Below are 21,016 nucleotides of genomic sequence, written 5' to 3'. Positions count from 1 at the left end.
ATCCGCTGAAACTGGGGACAGCGGCAACCATGATTCCGAAACCGGCTGCGCGCCGGTGCGTTCTGCGGTCTTCGACAGGACCCGGGTCCGCCCTCCCCTCTCGCCCTGCACGCTGGACGAGCAATCTGGAGGCCAACCGTGTCAAGGCTTGAGTCGCTCGCTCGCGCCTTCCTCCGCTACCTCTACGAGGACGACCGATTCCGGCCCGAGGTCGCGGGTTTCTTCGACAGCCCGGCGGCCGAGGCCGCGGCGCTGCAGCCGTCGTGGGCCGAGCTCGCCGAAGTCGTGCGGACGCTGCGGGAGCAGGAGCTGATCGCCACCAGCGGGACCGGGCAGCAGGGCGCACCCGCCCGCGCCGGCCTGACCGGCTCCGGGCTGATCTGCGCCGGCCGGCACGGCGGGGACACCGGTTCGTGGGCGCGGGCGCAGTCGGTCGCGGTGCTCGACGAGCCCCCGGCACCGGTGGTGCCCGCCCAGCCGTCGCCGGCACCCGCGCCCAGCCCCGACTTCACCGGGCTGACCCGGGTGGCCAAGGTCGTGCTCCTCACGCTGCCGACGGTGCACGCCCGCTACGGCGACACCGCCGAGATCGAATTGATCGCACGGCGGCTGCGCGAGGCCGCGCGGCAGGACCGGCCGGACCCGCGCCGGGTGCGATTGCTCGCCTACCGGCTCCGCAGCGAGCTGGCGACCGGCTCGGTCGCGAACACCCTCGGCGTGGTCCTGCTCGACGGGCTCGACGAGGCCCTCGCCGAGAGCGGGCTCGGCTGAAGCGTCCTAATCGGACTGTGGTAGTGACCGGGTTCACCGCGGATGCCCACCGTGCGCACGCTCGCGCACTCCGTGTGCTGAGATTCCCGATATGGACACGGGCACCTGGCCGCGGGCGGCGGCGCGCCGCGAGCTCGACGCCGCGGGCGTCCAGCCGCATCTGCGCCCCGCCTACCAGCGGTGCCGGGTGCTCAACGCCGCGCACGGCCGCACCTACTTCCTCGCGACCCGGCTGCTGACCCCGGCGCAGCGGCCCGCAGTGCACGCGCTGTACGGCTTCGCGCGGTGGGTGGACGACATCGTCGACGACACCGACGAGTCGCGAACGGTCCTGGACCGGCAGCAGGCGGTGGACCAGCTGGACGACAAGCTGCGCGCCGGTCTGCGCGCCGGTAACAGCGAACACCCGATCCTCGCCGCGCTCGTCGACACCGCCGCCCGGCACCGCATCGACCCGGCGCTGTTCACCGACTTCATGGCCTCGATGCGGATGGACCTGACCGTCCGCACGTACCCGACGCGGGCTGCACTGGACGCCTACATCCACGGCTCGGCGGCGGTGATCGGCCTCCAGTTGCTCCCGGTGCTCGGCACGGTGTGCCCGGCCGGCGAGGCCGAGCCCTACGCCGCGGTGCTGGGCGGCGCTTTCCAGCTCACCAACTTCCTGCGCGATGTCGGCGAGGACCTCGACCGCGGCCGGGTCTACCTGCCGCTGGAGGAACTGGCGGTGTTCGGCGTCGACCGGGAGCGGCTCGTCTGGTGCCGGAGGGCCGGCCGGCCCGACCTCCCGGTGCGCCGGGCGCTCGCCGACCAGGTCGCCCGCACCCGCTCGAAGTACCGGGCCGCGGAACCTGGCATTGCGCTGCTGGCCTCCTGGTCGCGGCCGTGCGTGCGCACCGCGTTCACGTTGTACGGCGAGATCCTCGACCGCATCGTGGAGTCCGGGTACGACGTGTTCCGGCGACGGCTCGCGGTTTCCGGCCCGCGGCGCCTGGAGGTCGCCGCAGGTGCTCTCGGCGCGGTCGTCGCGGCGCGCCTCCTCTTCCGTCGCGCCAACGTGTGACCACCGCTCGCACCGGGTACGCGAAGTACGTCGCGACCGACGTACTGCGGAGGCGAGGTGAGTGGGAATGCCGCAGCAGAGCTGGACCGAGAAAGAGGAACGGCAGTACGAGCACATCAAGAACCAGGCGATGGAGCGCGGCAGCAGCGAGGACCGCGCCGAAGAGATCGCGGCGCGGACGGTCAACAAGAACCGCGCGCAGGCCGGTGAGTCCCAGCAGCGGAGCAAGACCGCCACGCAGGACATCTCCCCGCAACGGCGCGGTGGATTGCGCTCCGGATCCGGCTCCGGGCCGGGCGGTCGAACCAAGCAACAGCTCTACGCGGACGCGCAGCGCGCCGACATCAAGGGCCGCTCGAGGATGACCAAGGCGGAGCTGGAGCGGGCCCTGCAGCGGAGCTGAGCGCGAATGCCGAGCTGCCGAACGCGGGTTCCCGCCGTTCGGGTGGGTGAATGCGGCGGCGGGCGCGGTTCAACCGCCCGGCCAGGGACGGAAACTGCTGATAGTGCGCCGATACCGGTGCTTGTGGGGGGCGACCAGATGGAGAGCGGAACGCCGTCGCGCTGGCAGGACATCAACGCGACCGCCGAAGCGATCGCGCAGGCCAGCGGCAAGTTGGAACGGAGCGCCCGCCAAGCCAGGACACCGGCCGAAATCACCGCGGCGCGGGAAGCGTTGCTGGCCGTCACCGCGGCGGGGGCCCGGCTTGCCCGGCAGCTCGACTTGCTGGCCTCCAGCTACGAGATGCCGAACGCCGCCGAGCCGTCGGCGGTGCACGTCGCGCTCGACCAGGCCGCGGCCGCCGCCGAAGACCTCGGCAACTGCGCGAAGGTCGCCGCGCGGGCCATCGATGATGACTGACCGCGCGGCGACCCCGGCAGCTACGGCGCCTGGACCACGCCCGCACCGACGTCGGTCGATGCGAGCGGCAGCCGACGTGCGGCCTGCGACAGCCGCGCCCACAGGCCCCACGCTCGCTCTGGATACTGCTGCGCGTACAGCGCAGCGACACCGGCGACGTGTGGGGTGGCCATGCTGGTGCCGCTGAGCTTGCGGTAGCGCTCCGCCCCCGGCCAGCTGGAGTAGACGTCGACGCCGGGGCCGACCAGATCCACCTGGCCGATCTCGTCGACGGTGCCGCTGGAGAAGTCCGCGATCTGCAGCTGCGAGTCGATCGCGCCGACCGCCAGGATCGACGGGCAGTTCGCCGGGTGGCCGACCGGCGCGACCACCCCGGCGGAACGCTGGCTCTCGTTGCCGGCCGCGGCGATGACCAGCGTGCCGCGCTCCATAGCGCGCTGGGCGACCCGCTCGAAGGCCGCGGAGAACGGTTCGCCGGGCTGCGTCGGCGCGCCGAGCGACATCGACACCACGGCGGCTCCGTTGGAGATCGCCCACTCGATGCCGGAGAGGATGCCGCTGTCGGTTCCGGAGCCGTCGTCGCCGAGCACCTTGCCCGCGTAGATGCTGGCCTCCGAAGCGATGCCGTAGCCGGGGCCGCCCTGCAAGGTCCGCGGACCGCAGGAGGTGCCGATCACGTGCGTGCCGTGCCCGTGGCCGTCCTGCACGTCCTGGCCCTCCACGAAGGACCCGGCGACGATGTCCCGGTCGGCGAAGTCGGGGTGCTTGAGATCCAGGCCGGTGTCGAGCACCGCGACCCGGACGCCCTTGCCGGTGGCCTGCGCGTGGTCGGCGCGCACCGCCTGCAGGCCCCACGTGGACTCGCCGTCCTCCACCTGCGCCTCCGCGCCGATGGCGAACACCCTGCGCTCCTGCTCGAACGCCGCGATCGGGCTGGTCTCCCGGGACGCGCGTTCGAGCGCCGCGGCCTGGTCCGGGTCGGCACTGATCAACGCGATGCCGAGCTGATGCAGCACGATCCCGCCCGCGCCGCGGAACAGCTCCCCCGGTGCCGCGCCGGCCGCGTCGGCGGTGTTGGCGCAGCGAATGCCCGTCAGCCGCGTCAGCTCGCGGGTTCCGATGATCGTCGAATTGTCTTCCAGCAGCACCAGATAACGTCCGGTGGAGCTCTCCTCGCTGGTGGTCATGGTCGCTCCCTCGGCGAGTTTCGGGTGTAGCGGCGCCACACCGTCCCCAGGTGTATCGCGCGTTACCCACAGTTACAAGCACCCACTCGGGTAAGGACTGCACGATCTGTGCCGCCGGTCTCGATTTCCTCAGTGAAATACCTGCGACACAACGCTTTCGGGGTACTCAGGTCGGGGGCTATCAGGTACGACACGCATGCGCTGATGACAACAGCGGAAGCTCATCCGCACACTGGTGGTAATCAACTCCCGACAGTTCGGAGCGACCGTGCGCACTCCCAGCCAGCACTGCATCCTGGTCACCGGCGCGACCAGCGGGCTCGGACGGGCACTTGCCCACCAGCTCGCCAAGACCGGGTCCCGGGTACTGATACACGGGCGCAGCGCGGAGCTAGCCGAGGAAACGCGCGCGGAGATCGCGGCGGCCACCGGCTCCGACCGCCTCGACGTGGTGCTCGCCGACCTCGCTGAGCTGCGCCAGGTCGAACGGCTGGCCAACGACGTGCAGCTGCGCTGCGACCGGCTGGACGTGCTGGTGAACAACGCGGGCATCGGTTCCGGGCCGCCGGGCGGCGGGCGCGAGGAGAGCCCGGACGGCATCGAACTGCGGTTCGCGGTGAACTACCTGGCCGGCTACCACCTGACGCACCTGCTGCAGCCGCTGCTGCTCGCCTCGGCACCGGCCCGGGTGGTCAACGTCGCCTCGGCCGGTCAGCACCCGATCGACTTCGACGAACCGATGATGACCGAGAACTACATCGGCGCCCGGGCGTACGCGCAGAGCAAGCTCGCGCAGATCATGTTCACCTTCGACCTGGCCGAACAGCTTCGCGGCCACGGCGTGACGGTCAACGCGCTGCACCCGGCGACCTACATGAACACCGCGATGGTCCGCGAGGCCGGCGTGAGTCCGCTGGGCACGATCGCCGAAGGCGTCGAGGCGACGATGCGGCTGGTCGCGGATCCGGGACTGGACGAGGTCACCGGGGAGTACTTCCATGGGACCCGCGCGTGCCGCGCGCTCGAGCAGGCCTACGACGAGCAGGACAGGACGCGGCTGCGAGAACTCTCCGGCAAGCTCGTCGAGCAGGCCCGCGGCTGAACCCGCCACAGCGGATCGTCGAACTGGAGGCTGGCGCCATGAACAGCGGAACCCAGCACAAGATCGTCGTCGGCGTGGACGGCTCGGAGTCGTCCAGGTGCGCCCTGCGGTGGGCGCTGAAGCAGGCAGCGCTTTCCGGGGCCGCGGTGCACGCGGTCACCTCCTGGGAGTTCCCCGCCTTCTACAGCTGGGAGGGTGGCCCGATGCCGCCGGACGACTTCGAGGAGTCCGCGCGCAAGAGCCTCCACGACACCGTCGACGAGATCGAGCACGAGATGAGCCCGCCGGTGCCGGTGGAGCGCGAGCTCACCCACGGGCACGCGGCGCAGACGCTGCTGGACGCCTCCGAGGGCGCCGACCTGCTGGTGGTCGGCAGCCGCGGCCACGGCAGCTTCTACGGCGCGCTGCTCGGCTCGGTGAGCCAGCGCTGCGTCCAACACGCGAAATGCCCGGTGGTGATCGTCCGGCACTAGCTAGGGGTTGCGCGGCGGCCTAGCCGGTGTGGCCCAGGCGTTCGGACAGGGCGGCCGCGCCTTCGTGGACGAGTTCGCGCAGCGCCACTTCGGTCTCGTCGTTCCAGCGCAGGATCGGCACCGAGATGCTCATCGCGGCGACTACCTCGCCGGACTGGTCGCGCACCGGCGCCGCAACGCAGGCCACCGACTCGTTGGACTCGCAGTACTCGCGCGCCACGCCGTCCTTGGCGATGGCGTCGAGCTCTTGGCGCAGCGCCTTGCGGGTGGTGATGCTGTGCTCGGTCATCGCATCCAGGCGGCGGTTGCCGTAGAGCTCGTCGACTTCTGCGCGCGGCAGCGCCGCCAGCAGCGCCTTGCCGAGCGCGGTGCAGTGCGCGGGCAGCCGCCGGCCCACGGCCGAGACCATCCGCACCGGGTGGCTGCTGTCGACCTTGGCCACGTACAGCACGTCCGCCCCGTCTTGCACCCCGACGTGCACCGTTTCCTGGCAGCGCTCGGCGATGTCCTCGGCGACGAGCTGGCCCTCACGGGCGAGGTCCAGCCGCTCGGCGTAGGCCGCGCCCAACTGAAAGCCGCGCACTCCCAGCCGGAACCGGTTGCTGCCGCGCCCCGCGGGCATCAGGTAGCCGCGCTCGCTGAGCGTGCCGACTAGCTCGTGCACCGTGGTGCGCGGCAGGCCCAGCTGCGCGGTGATTTCCGGCGCGCTCAGCTCGTGGGCGTCCAGGAACAGCTCCAGGACATCGAATGCCCGTTCCACGGCAGGTACCGCTCGTGCCACGCGTTCGCTCCCCCTGTCACGTCTCAACCGGCTCGCTGTTGACCGATATTTCGAACATCGTACCCGGTATCGGCCAACACCAGCTCAGGCGCTTGACCGCCCAACCCGGCCAACCATACGATCCAGCGAACGTTGCGCGGAATATCGAACGGAAGTTCCACCGCTTGCACTGCCGCGCGAGACGGATCCGGCTATAGGCTCCAGGACTGTAAGACGGGTGAAGGAGTCGCCATGGCAACGCCCGCCCACGTCCCGGACATCTACCAGGAGATCCCCTCAGCCACACCACCGGCCAGCAAGATCGCTCAGGTGAACTCAGGCCCGAGCCGACCTCCAGATGACGAAGGAAGCTGGTCACGCCGTTGCACAGCGCCCTTATTTCGCCAGACTGCCGCAGCACAGCAGAGCCGAACCAAGGCCTTTCTGCCCCAATCACGGAGCAGCAGGCTGCACGCCAAGTCGGGTCATGCGGAGGCGACCTCGCCCAGTCCACTTTGGATGAGATCAAAACCCAGCGGCTGCATCACGGATCGCCCTGTCGAACGCTGCCAGCAGCGTGACCGGGTACGCACCAGACTGCCCCGACTCGCTCGAGGCGTTCGTCGGGGCAGTCCGATCAGGCACCGTGGTCACGGGAAAACGACCGTGCTGTGGCCGTTGAGCAGCACCCGGCGTTCGCAGTGCCAGCGCACCGCGCGGGACAACGCGAGCGCCTCGGCGTCGCGCCCCACAGTTTGCAGTGCACGGGGGTCGTATGTGTGGTCGATCCGGATGACTTCCTGCTCGATGATCGGCCCCTCGTCCAGGTCCGAGGTGACGTAATGCGCGGTAGCACCGACGAGTTTCACGCCGCGCTGGTACGCCTGGTGGTACGGCTTGGCGCCCTTGAATCCGGGCAGGAACGAGTGGTGGATGTTGATTGCACGGCCATACAGAGCCTTGCTGGTCTCGTCCGAGAGGATCTGCATGTACCGCGCCAGCACGACCAGCTCGGCGTCGTACTCATCCACGAGCTGCAACAGGCGCGCCTCGGCAGCCTCCTTCGTCTCCGGGGTGACCGGAATGTGCACGAACGGCAAGCCGGCGGCCTCGGCCATCGGGCGCAGGTCCTGGTGGTTGGACACTACTGCGACGATGTCACCCCCGAGGCTTCCGGCCCGCCACCGGTAGATCAGGTCGTTCAGGCAGTGGCCGAGCTTCGATGCCATGACCAGGATCCGGACGTTCCGGTTGGCGTTGAAGTCGTAGGTCATCTCGAACTCAGCGGCCACCGTCGCGAATCCGCGCGACAGCTCCTCCAGATCAGTGCCGTCGGGTGCCGTGACCTGGGTGCGCATGAACAGCCGGTCACGCACGGCGTCGTCGAACTGCTGGTGCTCACCGATGTCGCATCCGTGTTCGAACAGGTATCCGCTCACCGCGCGCACGATGCCTGTCCGGTTGGGGCAGCTCAGGGTGAGGGTGCAGGTGTGACTCACGCAGATCTCCTCAGCACTCCACGATGTTGAGAGCCGGCCCGCCGCGGGCGGTCTCCTTGTACTTGTCCTTCATGCCCGCGCCGGTTTCGCGCATGGTCGTGATCGCCTTGGCGAGCATGATGTCGCTGATGCGAAGCACGCTCTCCCTCGTCAACGCAAGCAGCTCGTCGCATCGGGCCGACCGTGTGCGAACTCGAGGGTCCGATCCCGACCTTGAACAGGTCGAACACGGAGATGGTCATCAGCGCTCCCTGATCCGCCCTCAAATATTGAATTAATATATCAATCTGATGCAAGACCTGCTCCAAAGAAGTGCCGGTGCATGTTCCCCTGGATTTCAGGCCCTAAGATGATGCCCGTGACCACTGCCCGACAAGAACTCGAATCGTCGACCACCTCGCTGGCCGACCGCGCCTACGCCGCGATTCAGGACCAGCTGATCATGCTGGACATCCCGCCGATGGCGCCGATCGACGACTTGGCGCTGAGCGAGTCGCTCGGCATTGGACGCACCCCCGTCCGCGAAGCCCTCAAGCGTCTCGAGGTGGATCGTCTGGTGATCTCGTACCCGCGTCGCGGCACCTTCGCGACCGGCGTGGACATCACAGACCTCGCCTACATCTCCGAAATCCGCGTGCAGCTCGAACCGCTGGCCGCCCGCCGGGCCGCCGAGAACGCCGGGAAGGCCGTGCGCGAGAAGCTGGCCGAGCTCGCCGACACCATCCAGGACAACGACGTGCTGACCATGTCGCGCCACGAGCTGATGCAGTGGGACCTGCGGGTGCACCGCTCGATCTACCGCGCAGCCGGCAACCCCCACCTGGAAGACACGCTGGTTCGCTACAACAACCTCGCCACCCGGATCTTCTGCGTGTTCCTGGAACGCATCACGCATTTCGACCGGCACATCGAGGAACACGTGGGCCTGCTGCGAGCGGTCGCCGATGGCGAGAGCCGGAGGGCCGAGAAGATCGCCCGAGACCACGTCACCGGATTCGAGAAGGCGATACGGGCGATCATCTGACCGGCCCGCATCGCGAGTTCTTGCAGGAAGGTTTCGAGACTGTTCATGCGCATTGCATCGGTCTTTCGTCCTCGGGGTGCTGGGCTGGCGGGTGGGGTGCGCGGACACCGACCGTTTGCAGACCGCGCACCCTGCTCGGGGGCCGCTCAGCGGCGAATTCGGGCCATCTCCGGGTCGACCAGCGGTTCGACGGCGACAGTGGCGCGCACCTTCCGCCCGAAGTACTGGATCTCCACCGAGGTGCCTGCCGTTGCCGACGCGGGGAGCCAGGCGTAGGCGATCGGCTTGCCGATCGTGTGGCCGAACGCGGCCGAGCTCACATAACCCGCGGCTTCGCCATCGAGGAACACAGGTTCGTTGCCCAGCACCACGCTACGACCGTCGTCGATGGTCAGGCAGGCAAGACGGCGGATGACCGCTTCGTCGCTCAGCCCGGCGATCGCGTCGTAGCCGACGTAGCCGGTCTTCTTCTTGTTCACGGCGAACCCGAGACCGGCCTCGTAGGGGTTGTGCTCGGTCGTCATGTCGCTGCCCCACGACCGGTAGCCCTTCTCCAGGCGGAGGCTGTTGAACGCGGCGCGCCCGGCTGCGATGACACCGAGCGGTTGCCCCGCTTCCCACAGCACATCCCACAGCCGCTGGCCGTATTCGGCGCTGGTGTAGATCTCCCAGCCGAGCTCGCCCACATAGGACAGTCGCATCGCGGTGACCGGGGTGCCGGCGATGTGTGCGTGCTTCAGGCGGAAGTACTTCAGCGCCTCGTGGGAGAAGTCGTCGCCGCTCAACGGCTGCACCAGGTCACGCGCCAGCGGCCCCCACACGCCGACGCAGCAGGTACCGCCGGTGATGTCGCGAATCTGGACGCTGTGGTCGTCCGGTGCCTCGCGCAGGAAGTAGTCCAGGTCGAGGTTGCCGTTGGCGCCGACCTGGAACAGGTGCTCGCCGAGCCGGGCGACGGTCAGGTCCGAACGGATACCACCGGCCTTGTCCAGGGCGAGGGTGTAGGTCACCGAGCCGACTGACTTGTCCATCTTGCCGGTGGTCAGCCGCTGCAGGAACTCGATCGCCCCCAGGCCGCTGACCTCGATGCGCTTGAGCGGGGTCATGTCGTACATGGCGACCGCAGTGCGGGTCTTCCACGCCTCCGCCGCGGCGATCGGCGAGTGGAACATCGCTGACCAAGCGTCGCGCGACGGCGGCTGCCAGTCGGCCGGCAGTTCCTTGACCAAGCGCGCGTTGGCCTCGTACCAGTGCGGCCGCTCCCAGGCGTGCGCCTCGAGGAAGAACGCGCCCAGTTCCTTCTGCCGCGCGTGGAACGGACTTACCCGCAGGTCGCGCGGCGACAGCTTCGGTTGCAGCGGGTGCCGCACGTCGTAGATTTCCACGAAGTTCTGCTGCGAGGTCTCGCTGACGTAAGCCTCGGTCGTCTCGATCTCGTCGAACCGGTTAACGTCGCAACCGTGGAGTTCGACGTCGCTGCGGCCGTCCACGAGCAGCTGCGCGACGGCGCGGGCGACACCCGCGGAGTGGGTCACCCACACCGCCTCGGCGATCCAGAACCCGGCGACCTGCTGGGACTCTCCGACCAGCGGTCCGCCGTCGGGGGTGAAGGAGAAGATGCCGTTGAACCCGGACTCGATCTTCGCCTCCCGCAGCGACGGCAGCAGCACCTTGCTGTGCTCCCAGGACGGCGCGAAATCCTCCTCGGTGAACGGCAACATCGATGGCATCGCCGCCTCGGTGAGATCGTCGTCGTCGACTTCGGGCAGCTCGGACAGCCGCGCTGGCATGGGGCGGTGGGCGTAGGAGCCGATGCCGAGGCAGTCGTTGTGCTCGCGGTAGTAGAGGTCGTGGTCCTGGTGGCGCAGGATCGGCAGCCGTGCCTCGATCCGCTCGTCGTTGCGGCCGAGGAGCTCAGCGATCTGCCCGGTGCGCACGTACTGGTGGGCCATTGGGAGCAGGGGCACCTTCATCCCGACAAGCTCACCGACGGCCTGCCCCCAGAACCCGGCGCAGGACACCACGATGTCGGCGGGGATCTCCTCGCCGCCGTCGGTGCGCACACCGGTGACCCGACCGCCCTGCTGGAGGACCTCGACGACGCGGGTCGAGCCGCGGAACACCGCACCGCGGGACTCGGCGCGGTGGGCCACTGCGACGACGGCGCGGGACGCCTTGGCCAAGCCGTCCGTCGGGGTATGGAACCCACCGAGCACCCGCTCACGGTCGAGCAGCGGGTGCAGTTCGGCGCACCGCTGCGGCCCGACGACCTCGCCGGGCACCCCCCAGGAGGTGGCCCACCCCTGCTTGCGGTGCAGGTCGGCGAGCCGCTCCGCGGTGGTGGCGACCTCGAGGCCGCCGACCTGGTTGAAGCACCAGGCCCCGTCCACGTCGAGGCTCTTGAACTTCTCCACCGTGTAGGTTGCCAGCTCGGTCATGACCTTCGAGGCGCTGGTCTGGTACACGAGACCGGGCGCGTGGGAGGTCGAGCCTCCGGTGAGGGGCAGCGGCCCCTGATCGACGACAGCGACCTCGGTCCAGCCGCGCTCGGTGAGCTCGTCGGCCAGGTTCGCACCGACGATCCCGGCTCCGATGATGACGACACGAGGGGTGGTGGTCATGACGGGTCTCTCCTAAATACGGTCCACTGCGACCGCTGCGAAGATGCCTGTGAAGGATGGGAAAGCCGGGCCGGGCCGACGATCGAGGACGCCCGGCCCTAGTGGGCGGCGCGGAATTCCTGGGCCGTGTCGAGCAACCAGTCCGCGAGGTACCCGGCGAACGACGGCCGGACGAAGAGCCGGAAGTCGTCGCCGCTGCCGAGGGCGAGGATCAGTGCACCGGTCTGCCCGATGCTGGTCTGCGCGCTCGATCCGTTGGGGAAGGCCGAGGATCGCAGGTCGATCGAGCACCCGAACGACAGCAGCTCTCGGGCCCGCCCACCGCTCAGCCGGATGGTGGTGCGCTGCGCAGACACGTCCGCGGCCGCGCCGCCGTGAGCGGATACGACCCCGCCGAGCGAGTCCTCCAGCTCGTGCGGGCGGGCGTTCTTGCTGGTCACCAGCCACTCATCGGGACCGAGCCAGATGATCTGGCCTTCCGTGGTGTGGGTCCAGGTGTTGGGTTCGACGGGCAGCGCCGAACCCAACGCGCGTTCCACTGCCGCGGCGCCCGGTCCTGCAGCATCGACGCGCAGGTCCACCGCGGCCACTGGCTCCTCGGGCTTGACCATCAGCCCGTCAACCGCCCACGTCAGCTCGGCCAGAGCGGCCTTCCACGCTTGCAGGGGGTGCGCGGGGTAGAGGGTTTCAGCCATCGCGGCGTGCTCCTTCCGGGTCCACCAGCACGGTGTCGCCGATCTCGGCCTCGATGAGCTTGCCGCCCATCGGAACGTGCACCAGGTCACCGATGCGGGCGCGGCCGTTGTTCACCAGGGCGAGCGCGAACGGTCGCCCGAGCTCGGCGCTGTGGTAGCTGGAGGTGACGTGGCCGAGCATCGGGACCGGCGGCTCGGGTAGTGCCCCGTCCTCGCGGAGCTCCACGATCTGCGAGCCCTCGCGCAGCTTGGTGAGTCCATCGGTCGGCAGCAGGGAAACGAATTGCTTGCGAAGCGGGTTGTGGTTCTCGGGCCGGGCGAACGAGCGCTTGCCGATGAAGTCTTCCTTCTTCTTCGACACCAACCAGTTCATGCCGAGGTCCTGAGGCGTGACCGTGCCATCGGTGTCCTGCCCGATGATCGGGTAGCCCTTCTCCGCGCGCAGCACGTGCATGGTCTCGGTGCCGTACGGGGTGATGTCGAAGCGCTTCCCGGCCTCCAGCAAGCGCTTCCACAGCGACAACCCGTACCAGGAGTTGACGTTGACCTCGTAGGCCAGCTCGCCGGAGAAGGAAATCCGCGCGACGCGGACCGGCACACCGTCGAGTGCGGTGTCCTTCCAGGCCATGAATGGGAACGCCTCGTTCGACACGTCGAGGTCGGAGAACACCTCGCCGACCAAGTCCCTCGACCGCGGGCCGACGACCGGGAACACCGCCCAGTGCTCGGTGACCGAAGCCAAGTGCACACGCAGCTCCGGCCACTCGGTCTGGAGCCACTCCTCCATCCACTCCAGAACGGCCGCGGCGCCGCCGGTCGTCGTGGTGACCAGGAAGCGGTTCTCCGCGATCCGCAGCACCGTGCCGTCGTCGATGACCATGCCGTCGTTACCGCACATCACGCCGTAGCGCACCCGTCCGACCTTCAGCGTGCTCATCATGTTCGTGTAGATCCGGTCGAGCAGCACCCCGGCATCCGGGCCCTGAACGTCGATCTTGCCCAGGGTGGAGCCGTCGAGGATGCCAACACTCGCTCGGGTGGCGGCGCACTCGCGCAGCACGGCGGTGTCCATGTCCTCGCCGGGCTTCGGGTAGTAACGCGCGCGCTTCCACTGCCCGACGTCCTCGAACACCGCCCCGGCCGCTACGTGCCAGGCGTGCAGCGAGGTGGTGCGCTCCGGGTCGAACAGCTTGCCGTGCTCACGCCCGGCTAGCGCGGCGAACGCCACGGGGGTGTACGGCGGACGGAAGGTGGTGGTGCCCAGTTCCTCGATCGGGCGGCCGAGGAGCTCGGCCGTGATGCCGGAGGCGATCACGCCGGAGGTCTTGCCCTGATCGTGCGCGGTGCCGATGGTGGTGTAGCGCTTGACGTGCTCCACCGACCGCAGCCCGGCGCCGACAGCCCGCTGGATGTCCGCGACGGTGGCGTCGCGCTGGATGTCGACGAACTGGCGGTCCGGGTCGCCTTCGGTCCGCCACAACACCTTCGTCGGTGCGCGGGCGGGTTCGGCGTCGACGGGCGGAGTTCCGTCACCGGCGCCTTCGCGCACCACCCCGGCCAGGTCGAAGGTGCCGTTCGCGGCGCCGATCACGGTGACGCCGGGCAGTGTTCCGGACGGGCGGAAGGCGCCGAGCGCGGCGTCGTAGACCAGCGCTCCCTTGATGTGGCTGAACAGGTGCACCACCGGGTTCCAGCCGCCGGAGACCAGCAGCAGGTCAGCGGGCAGCCGTACCGCACCGCCGGCGTTGCGGGCGAGCACGCCGGAAACGCGCTCCTCGCCTTCGGTTCCGGTGACCACAGTGGACGGATGGACCGTGGTTCCACGTGCCACGGCACGGTTCTTCCATTCCTCGGGCGCGGTGTCCCGCGCGTCGAGGATGGTCACGCGCGCGCCCGCGTCGGCGAGGTCGATCGCCACGGCATAGGCGGTGTCGTCGCTGGTGAACACGACGATCTCGCGTCCGGCGAGCACGCCGTAGCGGTGCAGGTAGTCCCGTGCTGCGGAGGCGAGCAGGATGCCGGGGCGGTCGTTGTCCTCGAACACGATCGGCCGCTCGTGCGCGCCGGCGGCGACGACGACCTTGAGCGCACGGATGCGGTGCACCCGCTGCCGGGAGCGGTTCGCGGGCGCGGCGGTGCCGAGGTGGTCGGTGCGCCGCTCCAGCGCAAGCACGAACCCGTCGTCGTACTGCCCGAACGCGGTGGTCCGCTGCAGGTGCAGCACCTCCGGATTCCCCGCCAGTTCGGCGACGACCTCGTCGACGAACTCCCGGGCCGGGCGACCGCCGATGCACTCGGTACCGGTGAGGCTGCCGCCAGGGGTGACGCGGTCGTCGACGAGGACGACGCTCTCCCCCGCGCGCGCCGCGCTGCGGGCGGCGACCAGCCCGGCCGGTCCGGCGCCGATCACCAGCGTGTCGGTGTGGGTGTGCTTGCGGTCGTAGCGGGCGGGGTCGGGCACGTCGGCGAGACGTCCCTGCCCGTTGACGCCACGGGCGACGAGCCCATCGGTGAGCTCGACCGTGGTGGCCTGCAGCATCGGCTCCGGGAACGGCTTCTCGATCTGCACCAGGCCGGTGGGGTCTTCGGTCCAGGCGGCTCCGATCCCGTGAAGGCGGCCCAGTTTCACACTGGTGCCGACGTTGTGGACGCCGTTGGCCAGCAGGGCCGAGGCGAGCGTGTCACCCGGGTGGCCGGTGTAGGCCCGGCCGTCGAAGGTGAAGGTGAGCGTGCGGCTGCGGTCGATGCGGCCGTACCCGTCGACCCGGCTACTCATGCGGTCACCTCCTGTTCGGCCCGCGCCACGCCGGCGACCGGTTCGCCGACCTCGTAGGTGGCGAGGAACTCGTAGGTGCGGGTGTCGCGGACGGCGTTGAACCAGCGGCGGCAGCCGAGACTGTGGCTCCAGCGTTCCGCGAACGGCCCCTTGGGGTTGTCGCGGTAGAACACGAACTCCGCCCATTCCTGGTCCGACAGTTCGGCGGGCTTTTCGGGGTAGGCGATGTCGGCCTGGCCGCCGTAGTGGAACTCGACCTCCTCGCGGGGGCCGCACCACGGGCAGTGGATGAGTTGCATGGCAGTCCTCGGATTCAGTGGGCGACGGCCGCGGCGCCGTGCTCGTCGACGAGCGCGCCGGTGGTGAACCGGTCGAGGCCGAACGGGGCGACGTACGGATGTGGCTCGCCGTGGGCGATGGTGTGCGCGTAGCACCAACCGATCCCCGGCGTGGCTTTGAAACCGCCGGTCCCCCACCCCGAGTTGACGAACAGGTTCTCGTACGGGGTGTGGCCAACGATCGGGCTCGCGTCCGGGGTGACGTCCACGACGCCCGCCCAGGAGCGCAGCAGGTGCGCCCGCGCGAACACCGGGAACAGCTCGACCGCAGCAGCCATCTGGCGCTCGATGATGTGGAAGGCACCGCGCTGGCCGTAGCCGTTGTAGGAGTCCACACCCGCACCCATCACCAGTTCGCCCTTGTGCGCCTGGGAGACGTACACGTGCACGGCGTTGGACATCACGATCGTCGGGTGCACCGGCTCCAGCAGTTCGGAGACCAACGCCTGCAGCGGGTGCGATTGCAGCGGGGTGCGCACACCGAGCATGTCCAGCAGCACCGACGTGTGCCCGGCCGCGCAGAGTGCGACGGTGCCGCAGGCGATGTCGCCGCGGGAGGTGCGCAGCCCGGTCACCCGGTCACCGTCCACTGCGAACCCGGTCACCTCGCAGTTCTGGATCACGTCGATCCCGGCCTCGTCCGCGCGGCGCGCGAAGCCCCAGGCCACGTAATCGTGCTTGGCGATGCCCGCGCGCGGCTGATAGGTCGCGCCCTGGACCGGGTAGCGGATATCGGCGGAGATGTTGACGATCGGGCAGATCTCCTTGACCTCCTCGGGTCCGATCCACTCCGCGTCGATCCCGTTGAGCTTGTTGGCCTCCACGCGGCGGACCGAGTCGCGGACGTCCTGCTCGGTGTGCGCGAGGTTGAGCACACCGCGCTGCGAGAACAGGATCGGGTAGCCGAGGTCTTCTTCCAGGCCCTCCCACAGCTTCAGGGAGTGCTCGTAGATCGCCGCGGATTCGTCCCACAGGTAGTTGGACCGGATCAGCGTGGTGTTGCGGGCCATGTTGCCGCCCGCGAGCCAGCCCTTCTCCAGAACAGCGACGTTGGTGATGCCGTGGTTCTTCGCCAGGTAGTGCGCGGTCGCCAGGCCGTGCCCACCGCCACCGACGATGACCACGTCGTAGGACTTCTTCGGCTCCGGGTTGCGCCAGAGGAAGTCAGGATGTTCGGGCAGCTGCGCGCCAGGAGGCGTGGTGGTTGCACTCATGCCTGCAGCTCCGGGTAGAGAGGACGGCTTTGGGCGAGATCCGCGACGCGGTCAGCGAGGGCGTCAAGGCCGGCTTCCGGGGTCTCGGGACGTAGCGCCAGCGCGATGATGTCCGACACCTCCACGAACTCCTCATCGTCGAAACCGCGCGCAGCCAGCGCCGGAGTGCCGATGCGCACCCCGGAAGAGACCATCGGCGGGCGCGGGTCGAACGGGACGGCGTTGCGGTTCACCGTGATGCCAACCCTGTGCAGCCGGTCCTCGGCCTGCTTCCCGTCCATCTCGGAGTTGCGGAGATCCACCAGCACGAGGTGGACGTCGGTGCCACCGGAGACGACGCCGACGTTCTGCTCCTGCAGCAGCCGGTCGGCGAGGATTTTGGCGCCGGCTAGAGTGCGCTCCTGCCGCTCGCGGAAGGCGGCTTCGCCGGCAAGCTTGAACGCTACCGCCTTGCCCGCGATCACGTGCTCGAGCGGGCCACCCTGCAGGCCGGGGAAGACACTGGAGTTGAGCTTCTTCGCCAGGTCCCCCTGAGCGAGCACGACCCCGCCGCGCGGGCCTCCGAGCGTCTTGTGAGTGGTCGAGGTGACCACGTGCGCGTGTGGCACCGGTGACGGGTGCAGCCCCGCAGCCACCAGCCCGGCGAAGTGCGCCATATCAACCATCAGGTAGGCGCCGACCTCGTCAGCGATCCGCCGGAACTCCGCGAAGTCCAGCTGCCGCGGATAAGCCGACCACCCTGCGATGATCAGCTTCGGCCGCCGTTCCTTCGCCAGCCGCTCCACCTCGGCCATGTCGACGAGATGGTCGTCCTCGCGAACGTGGTACGCCACGGCGTCGAAGTACTTCCCCGAGAAGGTCAGGCGCATTCCGTGCGTCAGATGCCCGCCATGCGCGAGCTCCAGACCGAGGAAGGTGTCGCCCGGCTCCAGCAACGCAGCCATGACCGCCGAGTTCGCCTGAGCGCCGGAATGCGGCTGCACATTCGCGTAGTCGGCCCCGAAGAGCGCCTTGCCCCGGTCAATCGCCAGCTGCTCGATCTCGTCGACGTTCTCGCAGCCACCGTAGTAGCGACGCCCCGGATACCCTTCGGCGTACTTGTTGGTCAGCACCGAGCCCTGGGCCTGCATCACGCTCAGCGGCGCGAAATTCTCACTCGCGATCATCTCCAGCGTGTCGCGCTGCCGCACCAATTCCCGGTTGACGGCCGCATGGACCTCCGGGTCCGTCTCCGCCAGCGGCAGGCCGAGCACGCGTTCGGCGCTCGGGACCGCTTGACGATCAACCGTTGCGGACATACGGGTCGACCTCCCGTGTATCTGTGTTCGATGGTTGATATATCAGTTACAGGTCAAGTTAACCTCGTCGCTGGGCTCGGTCAACAGCCAGGGGGACTTCTCCCGGAATTCGGGAGAACTCAGTGTCCCCGCGCTATCCACTCCTTCAGGTGCGGTGCCTCGGCACCGATGGTGGTCGAGTCACCATGCCCGGTGTGCACGATGGTTTCGCCCGGCAGGGCAAGCAGAATCCGGCTGATCGAGCCGATGATCGTGTCGAAGCTGGAGTAGGACCGTCCGGTGGCGCCAGGGCCACCACGGAAGAAGGTGTCGCCGGTGAACACGGTCTTCAACTCAGGCACGTGGAGACACGCCGAGCCCGGCGAGTGCCCCGGCGTCGACAGCGCGCGCAACTCGATGCCGGCCACGGTGAAGGTCTGCATGTCCCACAACTCCCGATCCGGTTGACGATCCGGATGGGTCAGCTTCCACAGCGGCGCTTCGGCGGGGTCGAGCACGATGGGTGCATCGAATGCGTCAGCCAGAACCGGCGCCTGATTGATGTGGTCGTCGTGGGCGTGGGTGCACACGATCGCCGTCACGCGGCGATCGCCGATCTTCTCGGCGATCGCCGCGGCGTTGTGGGCGGGGTCGATGACGAGAACCTCGCGGTCGTCCCCGATGAGCCAGACGTTGTTGTCGACCTCCCAGGTCCCCCCGTCGAGGGAGAAGGTGCCCGAGGTGACCAGGTGCTCGATGGGGCTCACAGGACCACCACCGAACGCAGCACCTCGCCGCGGTGCATCTTCTCGAAGGCGTCCTCCACCGCATCGAGGGAGATCTCCTCGGTAACGAACTTCTCCAGCGGCAAACGGCCCTGCAGGTGCAAATCGACCAGGGCCGGAAAGTCGCGCGAGGGCAGGCAGTCGCCGTACCACGAGGACTTGAGCGCTCCACCACGAGCGAAGTACTCGATCAAAGGCAACTCCGGTGCCATCATCTCCGGCGTCGGCACACCGACGAGAACGACGGTGCCAGCCAGGTCACGGGCCTCGAACGCCTGCTTCCACGTCTCCGGTCGGCCAACGGCATCGATCACCACGTCGGCACCGAACCCACCGGTACAGCTCCGGATGGCCTCGACGACTTCGGCGTTTCGGGCGTCGACGAAGTGGGTGGCACCGAAGTCCCGGGCTTTGTCCAGTTTCCGCGGGTCTCGGTCCACCGCCACGATCGTGCTCGCCCCTGCGAGCTCGGCCCCGGCGATGGCTGCGTCTCCAACGCCTCCGCAGCCGATCACCGCAACCGAATCGCCGCGGCCCACTCCCCCGGTGTTGATCGCGGCACCGATCCCGGCCATCACCCCACACCCGAGCAACCCCGCCACCTGCGGCTTCACCCGTGAATCGACCTTGGTGCACTGCCCTGCAGCCACCAGTGTCTTCTCCGCGAAAGCCCCGATCCCCAGCACCGGGCTCAGCTCCTGCCCCGAGGCCAGCGTCATCTTCTGCGTCGCGTTGTGCGTGTTGAAGCAGTAGTGCGGCTTTCCCTTGCTGCAGGCTCGGCACTGCCCGCACACCGCCCGCCAGTTCAGGACCACGTAATCACCGGGCGCCACGTTGGCGACGCCCTCGCCAACCGATTCCACGACCCCGGCGGCCTCGTGCCCGAGCAGGAACGGGAACTCGTCATTGATCCCGCCTTCCCGGTAGTGCAGGTCCGTGTGGCACACCCCGCAGGCCTGCACCCGCACTACGGCCTCACCGGGGCCCGGGTCGGGGACCACGATCGTCTCAACGGTGACGGGCTTGCCCTGCGCGAGCGAGACGACTCCGCGGACTTCTTGCGACATGCTGCTTTCTCCTGTTCCTGGTTGCTTTTCAGGCCCCGACGAGCCCGACGACGACCCACTGCTCGTCGGACGACGCCGACCTCGGTTCCGGGGTAGCGGGGCGGATTGCGACACCTACTGTGACATACCGTTGGTATATCAATCCATCATCAACTGGGATTCCTAGCGGCGGCGCGGCCCGGGGCCGGACCGGCGAGGAGAACGCACTGATCCGGCCCCGGGCCGTACCTGCCGGGAGGACCCTCCTCCCCCAGGCCGACGTCAGCCGGAGATCGCGGCCGCCACCCAATCCCGGAACTCGCCGATGTGGTGCTCGCTGGGAACCAGCACACCACCCGAGGCGTATGCCCGCGAGGACATCGCCGGCTGGCAACGCTCGCATGCGTCGAAGTCCTGCTGGTTGACCCGGTGGAAGAGCTCTACCGAACGCGAGAGATCGGCCCCGCTGTCGATGACCTCCTGCGTGTAGAGCCAGTCGCACTCGACGATCGTCCGGTCCACCGCCACCGGGTACATGCGGTGGAAGATCACGTGGTCCGGGACGAGGTTGATGAACACCTGGGGGTTGATCGTGATCGCGTAGTAGCGCCGATCGTGGTCCTCGTCAACGCCGGAGAGGGTTTCGAAGCCGCTCTGCCCGTCCACCGTGAAGCCGGTGATCTCCTCGCCGAACTCCGCTCCGTGCCCCACGAAGTACTGCGCCGCGTAGCCATCGGCGAACTCGGGCAGCACTTCAGTCAGTTCAGGATGGATGGTCGCGCAGTGGTAGCACTCCATGAAGTTCTCGACGATGAGCTTCCAGTTCGCCCTCACGTCGTAAGTGATCCTGCGACCGACCACGAGGTCGTCGATCCCCCACCCGTCGATGACGTCGGAATCACCGAGCCGGGCAGCAACCGCTGCCTGCACCGTGTCGGCGAAGGACGGCGGCTCGTCGGCGAGGCAGACCCAGACAGTTCCGAGCCATTCCTGCAGGACGACGCCGATGAGGCCGTATTCGTCGCGGTTCACGTCGTTCATGGAGTTCAGATTCGGTGCCGCGATGAGCGAGCCATCGAGGCCGTAGGTCCACGCGTGGTAAGGGCACTGCAAGGACCTGCGGACCGATCCGGACTCCTCGAGGCACAGGCGTGCGCCGCGGTGCCGGCACACGTTGAGGAAAGCTCGCAATGCGCCGTCGCGGCCACGCACGACCAGCACGCTCTCCCCTCCGACGTCGACGTTGCGGAAGCTGCCCGGTGTGGCCATGTCACTGCTGCGGGCTGCGGCGAACCAGTTGCGCTGGAAGATCCGGGACTGCTCGATCTCGAAGACCGCGGCATCGGTGTAGTGCGATCCGGGCAAGGTCGGAATCAGGCTGGAGGCGGATTCCGGCTGCTGGCTGTGGACTTCGACGGAGCTCACAACGATCCTTTCCCTCTATTTCAATGCGGCGATGAATAGTCGGCGCGGATCCTGGGCAACAGAGATCCCGGGGAAACACCTGGGCCGAGCCGGTGCCC

At 68.6% G+C, this 21,016-nt stretch carries 20 protein-coding genes and 1 pseudogene; 7 read left to right on the top strand and 14 right to left on the bottom strand.

Features of this window, described 5'->3' with window-relative positions; genetic code table 11:
* Positions 1–138 precede the first annotated feature (138 nt).
* The 4 genes from DL519_RS06825 (at position 139) to DL519_RS06810 (ending at position 2,696) form a co-directional block, all read left to right on the top strand.
* The gene (locus DL519_RS06825; protein WP_190813356.1) at positions 139–771 is read left to right on the top strand and encodes a hypothetical protein; all 633 of its coding nucleotides are present in this window, start codon (positions 139–141) and stop codon (positions 769–771) included.
* Between the two features lie 91 nt (positions 772–862).
* Positions 863–1,834, top strand: coding sequence for a phytoene/squalene synthase family protein (locus DL519_RS06820; protein ID WP_190813355.1), 972 nt, complete (start codon positions 863–865; stop codon positions 1,832–1,834).
* Between the two features lie 67 nt (positions 1,835–1,901).
* A complete protein-coding gene (locus DL519_RS06815; protein WP_190813354.1) occupies positions 1,902–2,237 on the top strand; it encodes a plasmid stabilization protein in 336 nt (111 codons plus the stop codon).
* A gap of 138 nt (positions 2,238–2,375) precedes the next feature.
* The gene (locus tag DL519_RS06810) at positions 2,376–2,696 is read left to right on the top strand and encodes a hypothetical protein (protein WP_190813353.1); all 321 of its coding nucleotides are present in this window, start codon (positions 2,376–2,378) and stop codon (positions 2,694–2,696) included.
* Positions 2,697–2,716: 20 nt separating this feature from the next.
* On the opposite strand, the gene DL519_RS06805 is transcribed toward DL519_RS06810, so the two are convergent.
* Positions 2,717–3,883 (bottom strand): S8 family peptidase, encoded by a 1,167-nt coding sequence (locus DL519_RS06805; protein ID WP_190813352.1) that lies wholly within the window; start codon positions 3,881–3,883, stop codon positions 2,717–2,719.
* 268 nt (positions 3,884–4,151) lie between these two features.
* On the opposite strand from DL519_RS06805, the gene DL519_RS06800 reads away from it, so the two are divergent.
* On the top strand, positions 4,152–4,985 hold the full coding sequence (locus DL519_RS06800) for an SDR family NAD(P)-dependent oxidoreductase (protein WP_190813351.1): 834 nt from the start codon (positions 4,152–4,154) through the stop codon (positions 4,983–4,985).
* A 38-nt stretch (positions 4,986–5,023) separates the two neighbouring features.
* Positions 5,024–5,458: a universal stress protein gene (locus tag DL519_RS06795; protein ID WP_190813350.1), complete on the top strand. Its 435-nt coding sequence runs from the start codon at positions 5,024–5,026 to the stop codon at positions 5,456–5,458.
* A gap of 19 nt (positions 5,459–5,477) precedes the next feature.
* Here the strand turns inward: DL519_RS06795 and DL519_RS06790 are convergent, their stop codons facing one another.
* The 4 genes and pseudogenes from DL519_RS06790 to DL519_RS06780 all read right to left on the bottom strand — a co-directional run.
* Complete coding sequence (locus tag DL519_RS06790) at positions 5,478–6,239, bottom strand: IclR family transcriptional regulator (protein WP_190813349.1); 762 nt, start codon at positions 6,237–6,239, stop codon at positions 5,478–5,480.
* 629 nt (positions 6,240–6,868) lie between these two features.
* Positions 6,869–7,717 carry a formyltetrahydrofolate deformylase gene (purU, locus tag DL519_RS06785; protein WP_190813348.1) on the bottom strand — a complete coding sequence of 283 codons (849 nt, stop codon included), beginning with the start codon at positions 7,715–7,717 and terminating at the stop codon, positions 6,869–6,871.
* A 10-nt stretch (positions 7,718–7,727) separates the two neighbouring features.
* Positions 7,728–7,856 (bottom strand): hypothetical protein, encoded by a 129-nt coding sequence (locus DL519_RS48435; RefSeq protein WP_263399849.1) that lies wholly within the window; start codon positions 7,854–7,856, stop codon positions 7,728–7,730.
* Between the two features lie 28 nt (positions 7,857–7,884).
* A pseudogene (locus DL519_RS06780) lies at positions 7,885–7,959 on the bottom strand (serine dehydratase beta chain); the annotation flags it as partial.
* 107 nt (positions 7,960–8,066) lie between these two features.
* On the opposite strand from DL519_RS06780, the gene DL519_RS06775 reads away from it, so the two are divergent.
* Positions 8,067–8,741, top strand: coding sequence for a GntR family transcriptional regulator (locus tag DL519_RS06775; protein WP_397544932.1), 675 nt, complete (start codon positions 8,067–8,069; stop codon positions 8,739–8,741).
* A 146-nt stretch (positions 8,742–8,887) separates the two neighbouring features.
* Here the strand turns inward: DL519_RS06775 and DL519_RS06770 are convergent, their stop codons facing one another.
* The 9 genes from DL519_RS06770 to DL519_RS06730 all read right to left on the bottom strand — a co-directional run bounded on the left by DL519_RS06770 (position 8,888) and on the right by DL519_RS06730 (position 20,918).
* Positions 8,888–11,362, bottom strand: a complete 2,475-nt coding sequence (locus DL519_RS06770; protein ID WP_190813347.1) for a GcvT family protein — start codon at positions 11,360–11,362, stop codon at positions 8,888–8,890.
* A gap of 98 nt (positions 11,363–11,460) precedes the next feature.
* A complete protein-coding gene (locus DL519_RS06765) occupies positions 11,461–12,057 on the bottom strand; it encodes a sarcosine oxidase subunit gamma (RefSeq protein ID WP_190813346.1) in 597 nt (198 codons plus the stop codon).
* A complete protein-coding gene (locus tag DL519_RS06760; RefSeq protein WP_190813345.1) occupies positions 12,050–14,833 on the bottom strand; it encodes a 2Fe-2S iron-sulfur cluster-binding protein in 2,784 nt (927 codons plus the stop codon). Before DL519_RS06760 ends, DL519_RS06765 begins: the two co-directional genes overlap by 8 nt.
* Entirely contained in the window at positions 14,830–15,132 is a 303-nt protein-coding gene (locus DL519_RS06755) for a sarcosine oxidase subunit delta (RefSeq protein WP_190813344.1), read from the bottom strand. Before DL519_RS06755 ends, DL519_RS06760 begins: the two co-directional genes overlap by 4 nt.
* 14 nt (positions 15,133–15,146) lie before the next feature.
* Entirely contained in the window at positions 15,147–16,385 is a 1,239-nt protein-coding gene (locus DL519_RS06750; protein ID WP_190813343.1) for a sarcosine oxidase subunit beta family protein, read from the bottom strand.
* Positions 16,382–17,683 carry a serine hydroxymethyltransferase gene (locus DL519_RS06745; protein ID WP_190813342.1) on the bottom strand — a complete coding sequence of 434 codons (1,302 nt, stop codon included), beginning with the start codon at positions 17,681–17,683 and terminating at the stop codon, positions 16,382–16,384. Before DL519_RS06745 ends, DL519_RS06750 begins: the two co-directional genes overlap by 4 nt.
* A gap of 119 nt (positions 17,684–17,802) precedes the next feature.
* Positions 17,803–18,429, bottom strand: a complete 627-nt coding sequence (locus DL519_RS06740; protein WP_190813341.1) for an MBL fold metallo-hydrolase — start codon at positions 18,427–18,429, stop codon at positions 17,803–17,805.
* Entirely contained in the window at positions 18,426–19,514 is a 1,089-nt protein-coding gene (locus DL519_RS06735; protein WP_190813340.1) for an S-(hydroxymethyl)mycothiol dehydrogenase, read from the bottom strand. Before DL519_RS06735 ends, DL519_RS06740 begins: the two co-directional genes overlap by 4 nt.
* 261 nt (positions 19,515–19,775) lie before the next feature.
* The gene (locus tag DL519_RS06730; protein ID WP_190813339.1) at positions 19,776–20,918 is read right to left on the bottom strand and encodes an aromatic ring-hydroxylating oxygenase subunit alpha; all 1,143 of its coding nucleotides are present in this window, start codon (positions 20,916–20,918) and stop codon (positions 19,776–19,778) included.
* Between the last annotated feature and the right edge of the window lie 98 nt (positions 20,919–21,016).

The organism is Saccharopolyspora pogona, from assembly GCF_014697215.1.
Taxonomy (GTDB): Bacteria; Actinomycetota; Actinomycetes; order Mycobacteriales; family Pseudonocardiaceae; genus Saccharopolyspora; species Saccharopolyspora hattusasensis.
The sequence above is the reverse complement of the archived record's forward strand: the minus strand, read 5'-3'. Positions and strand labels throughout refer to the sequence as shown.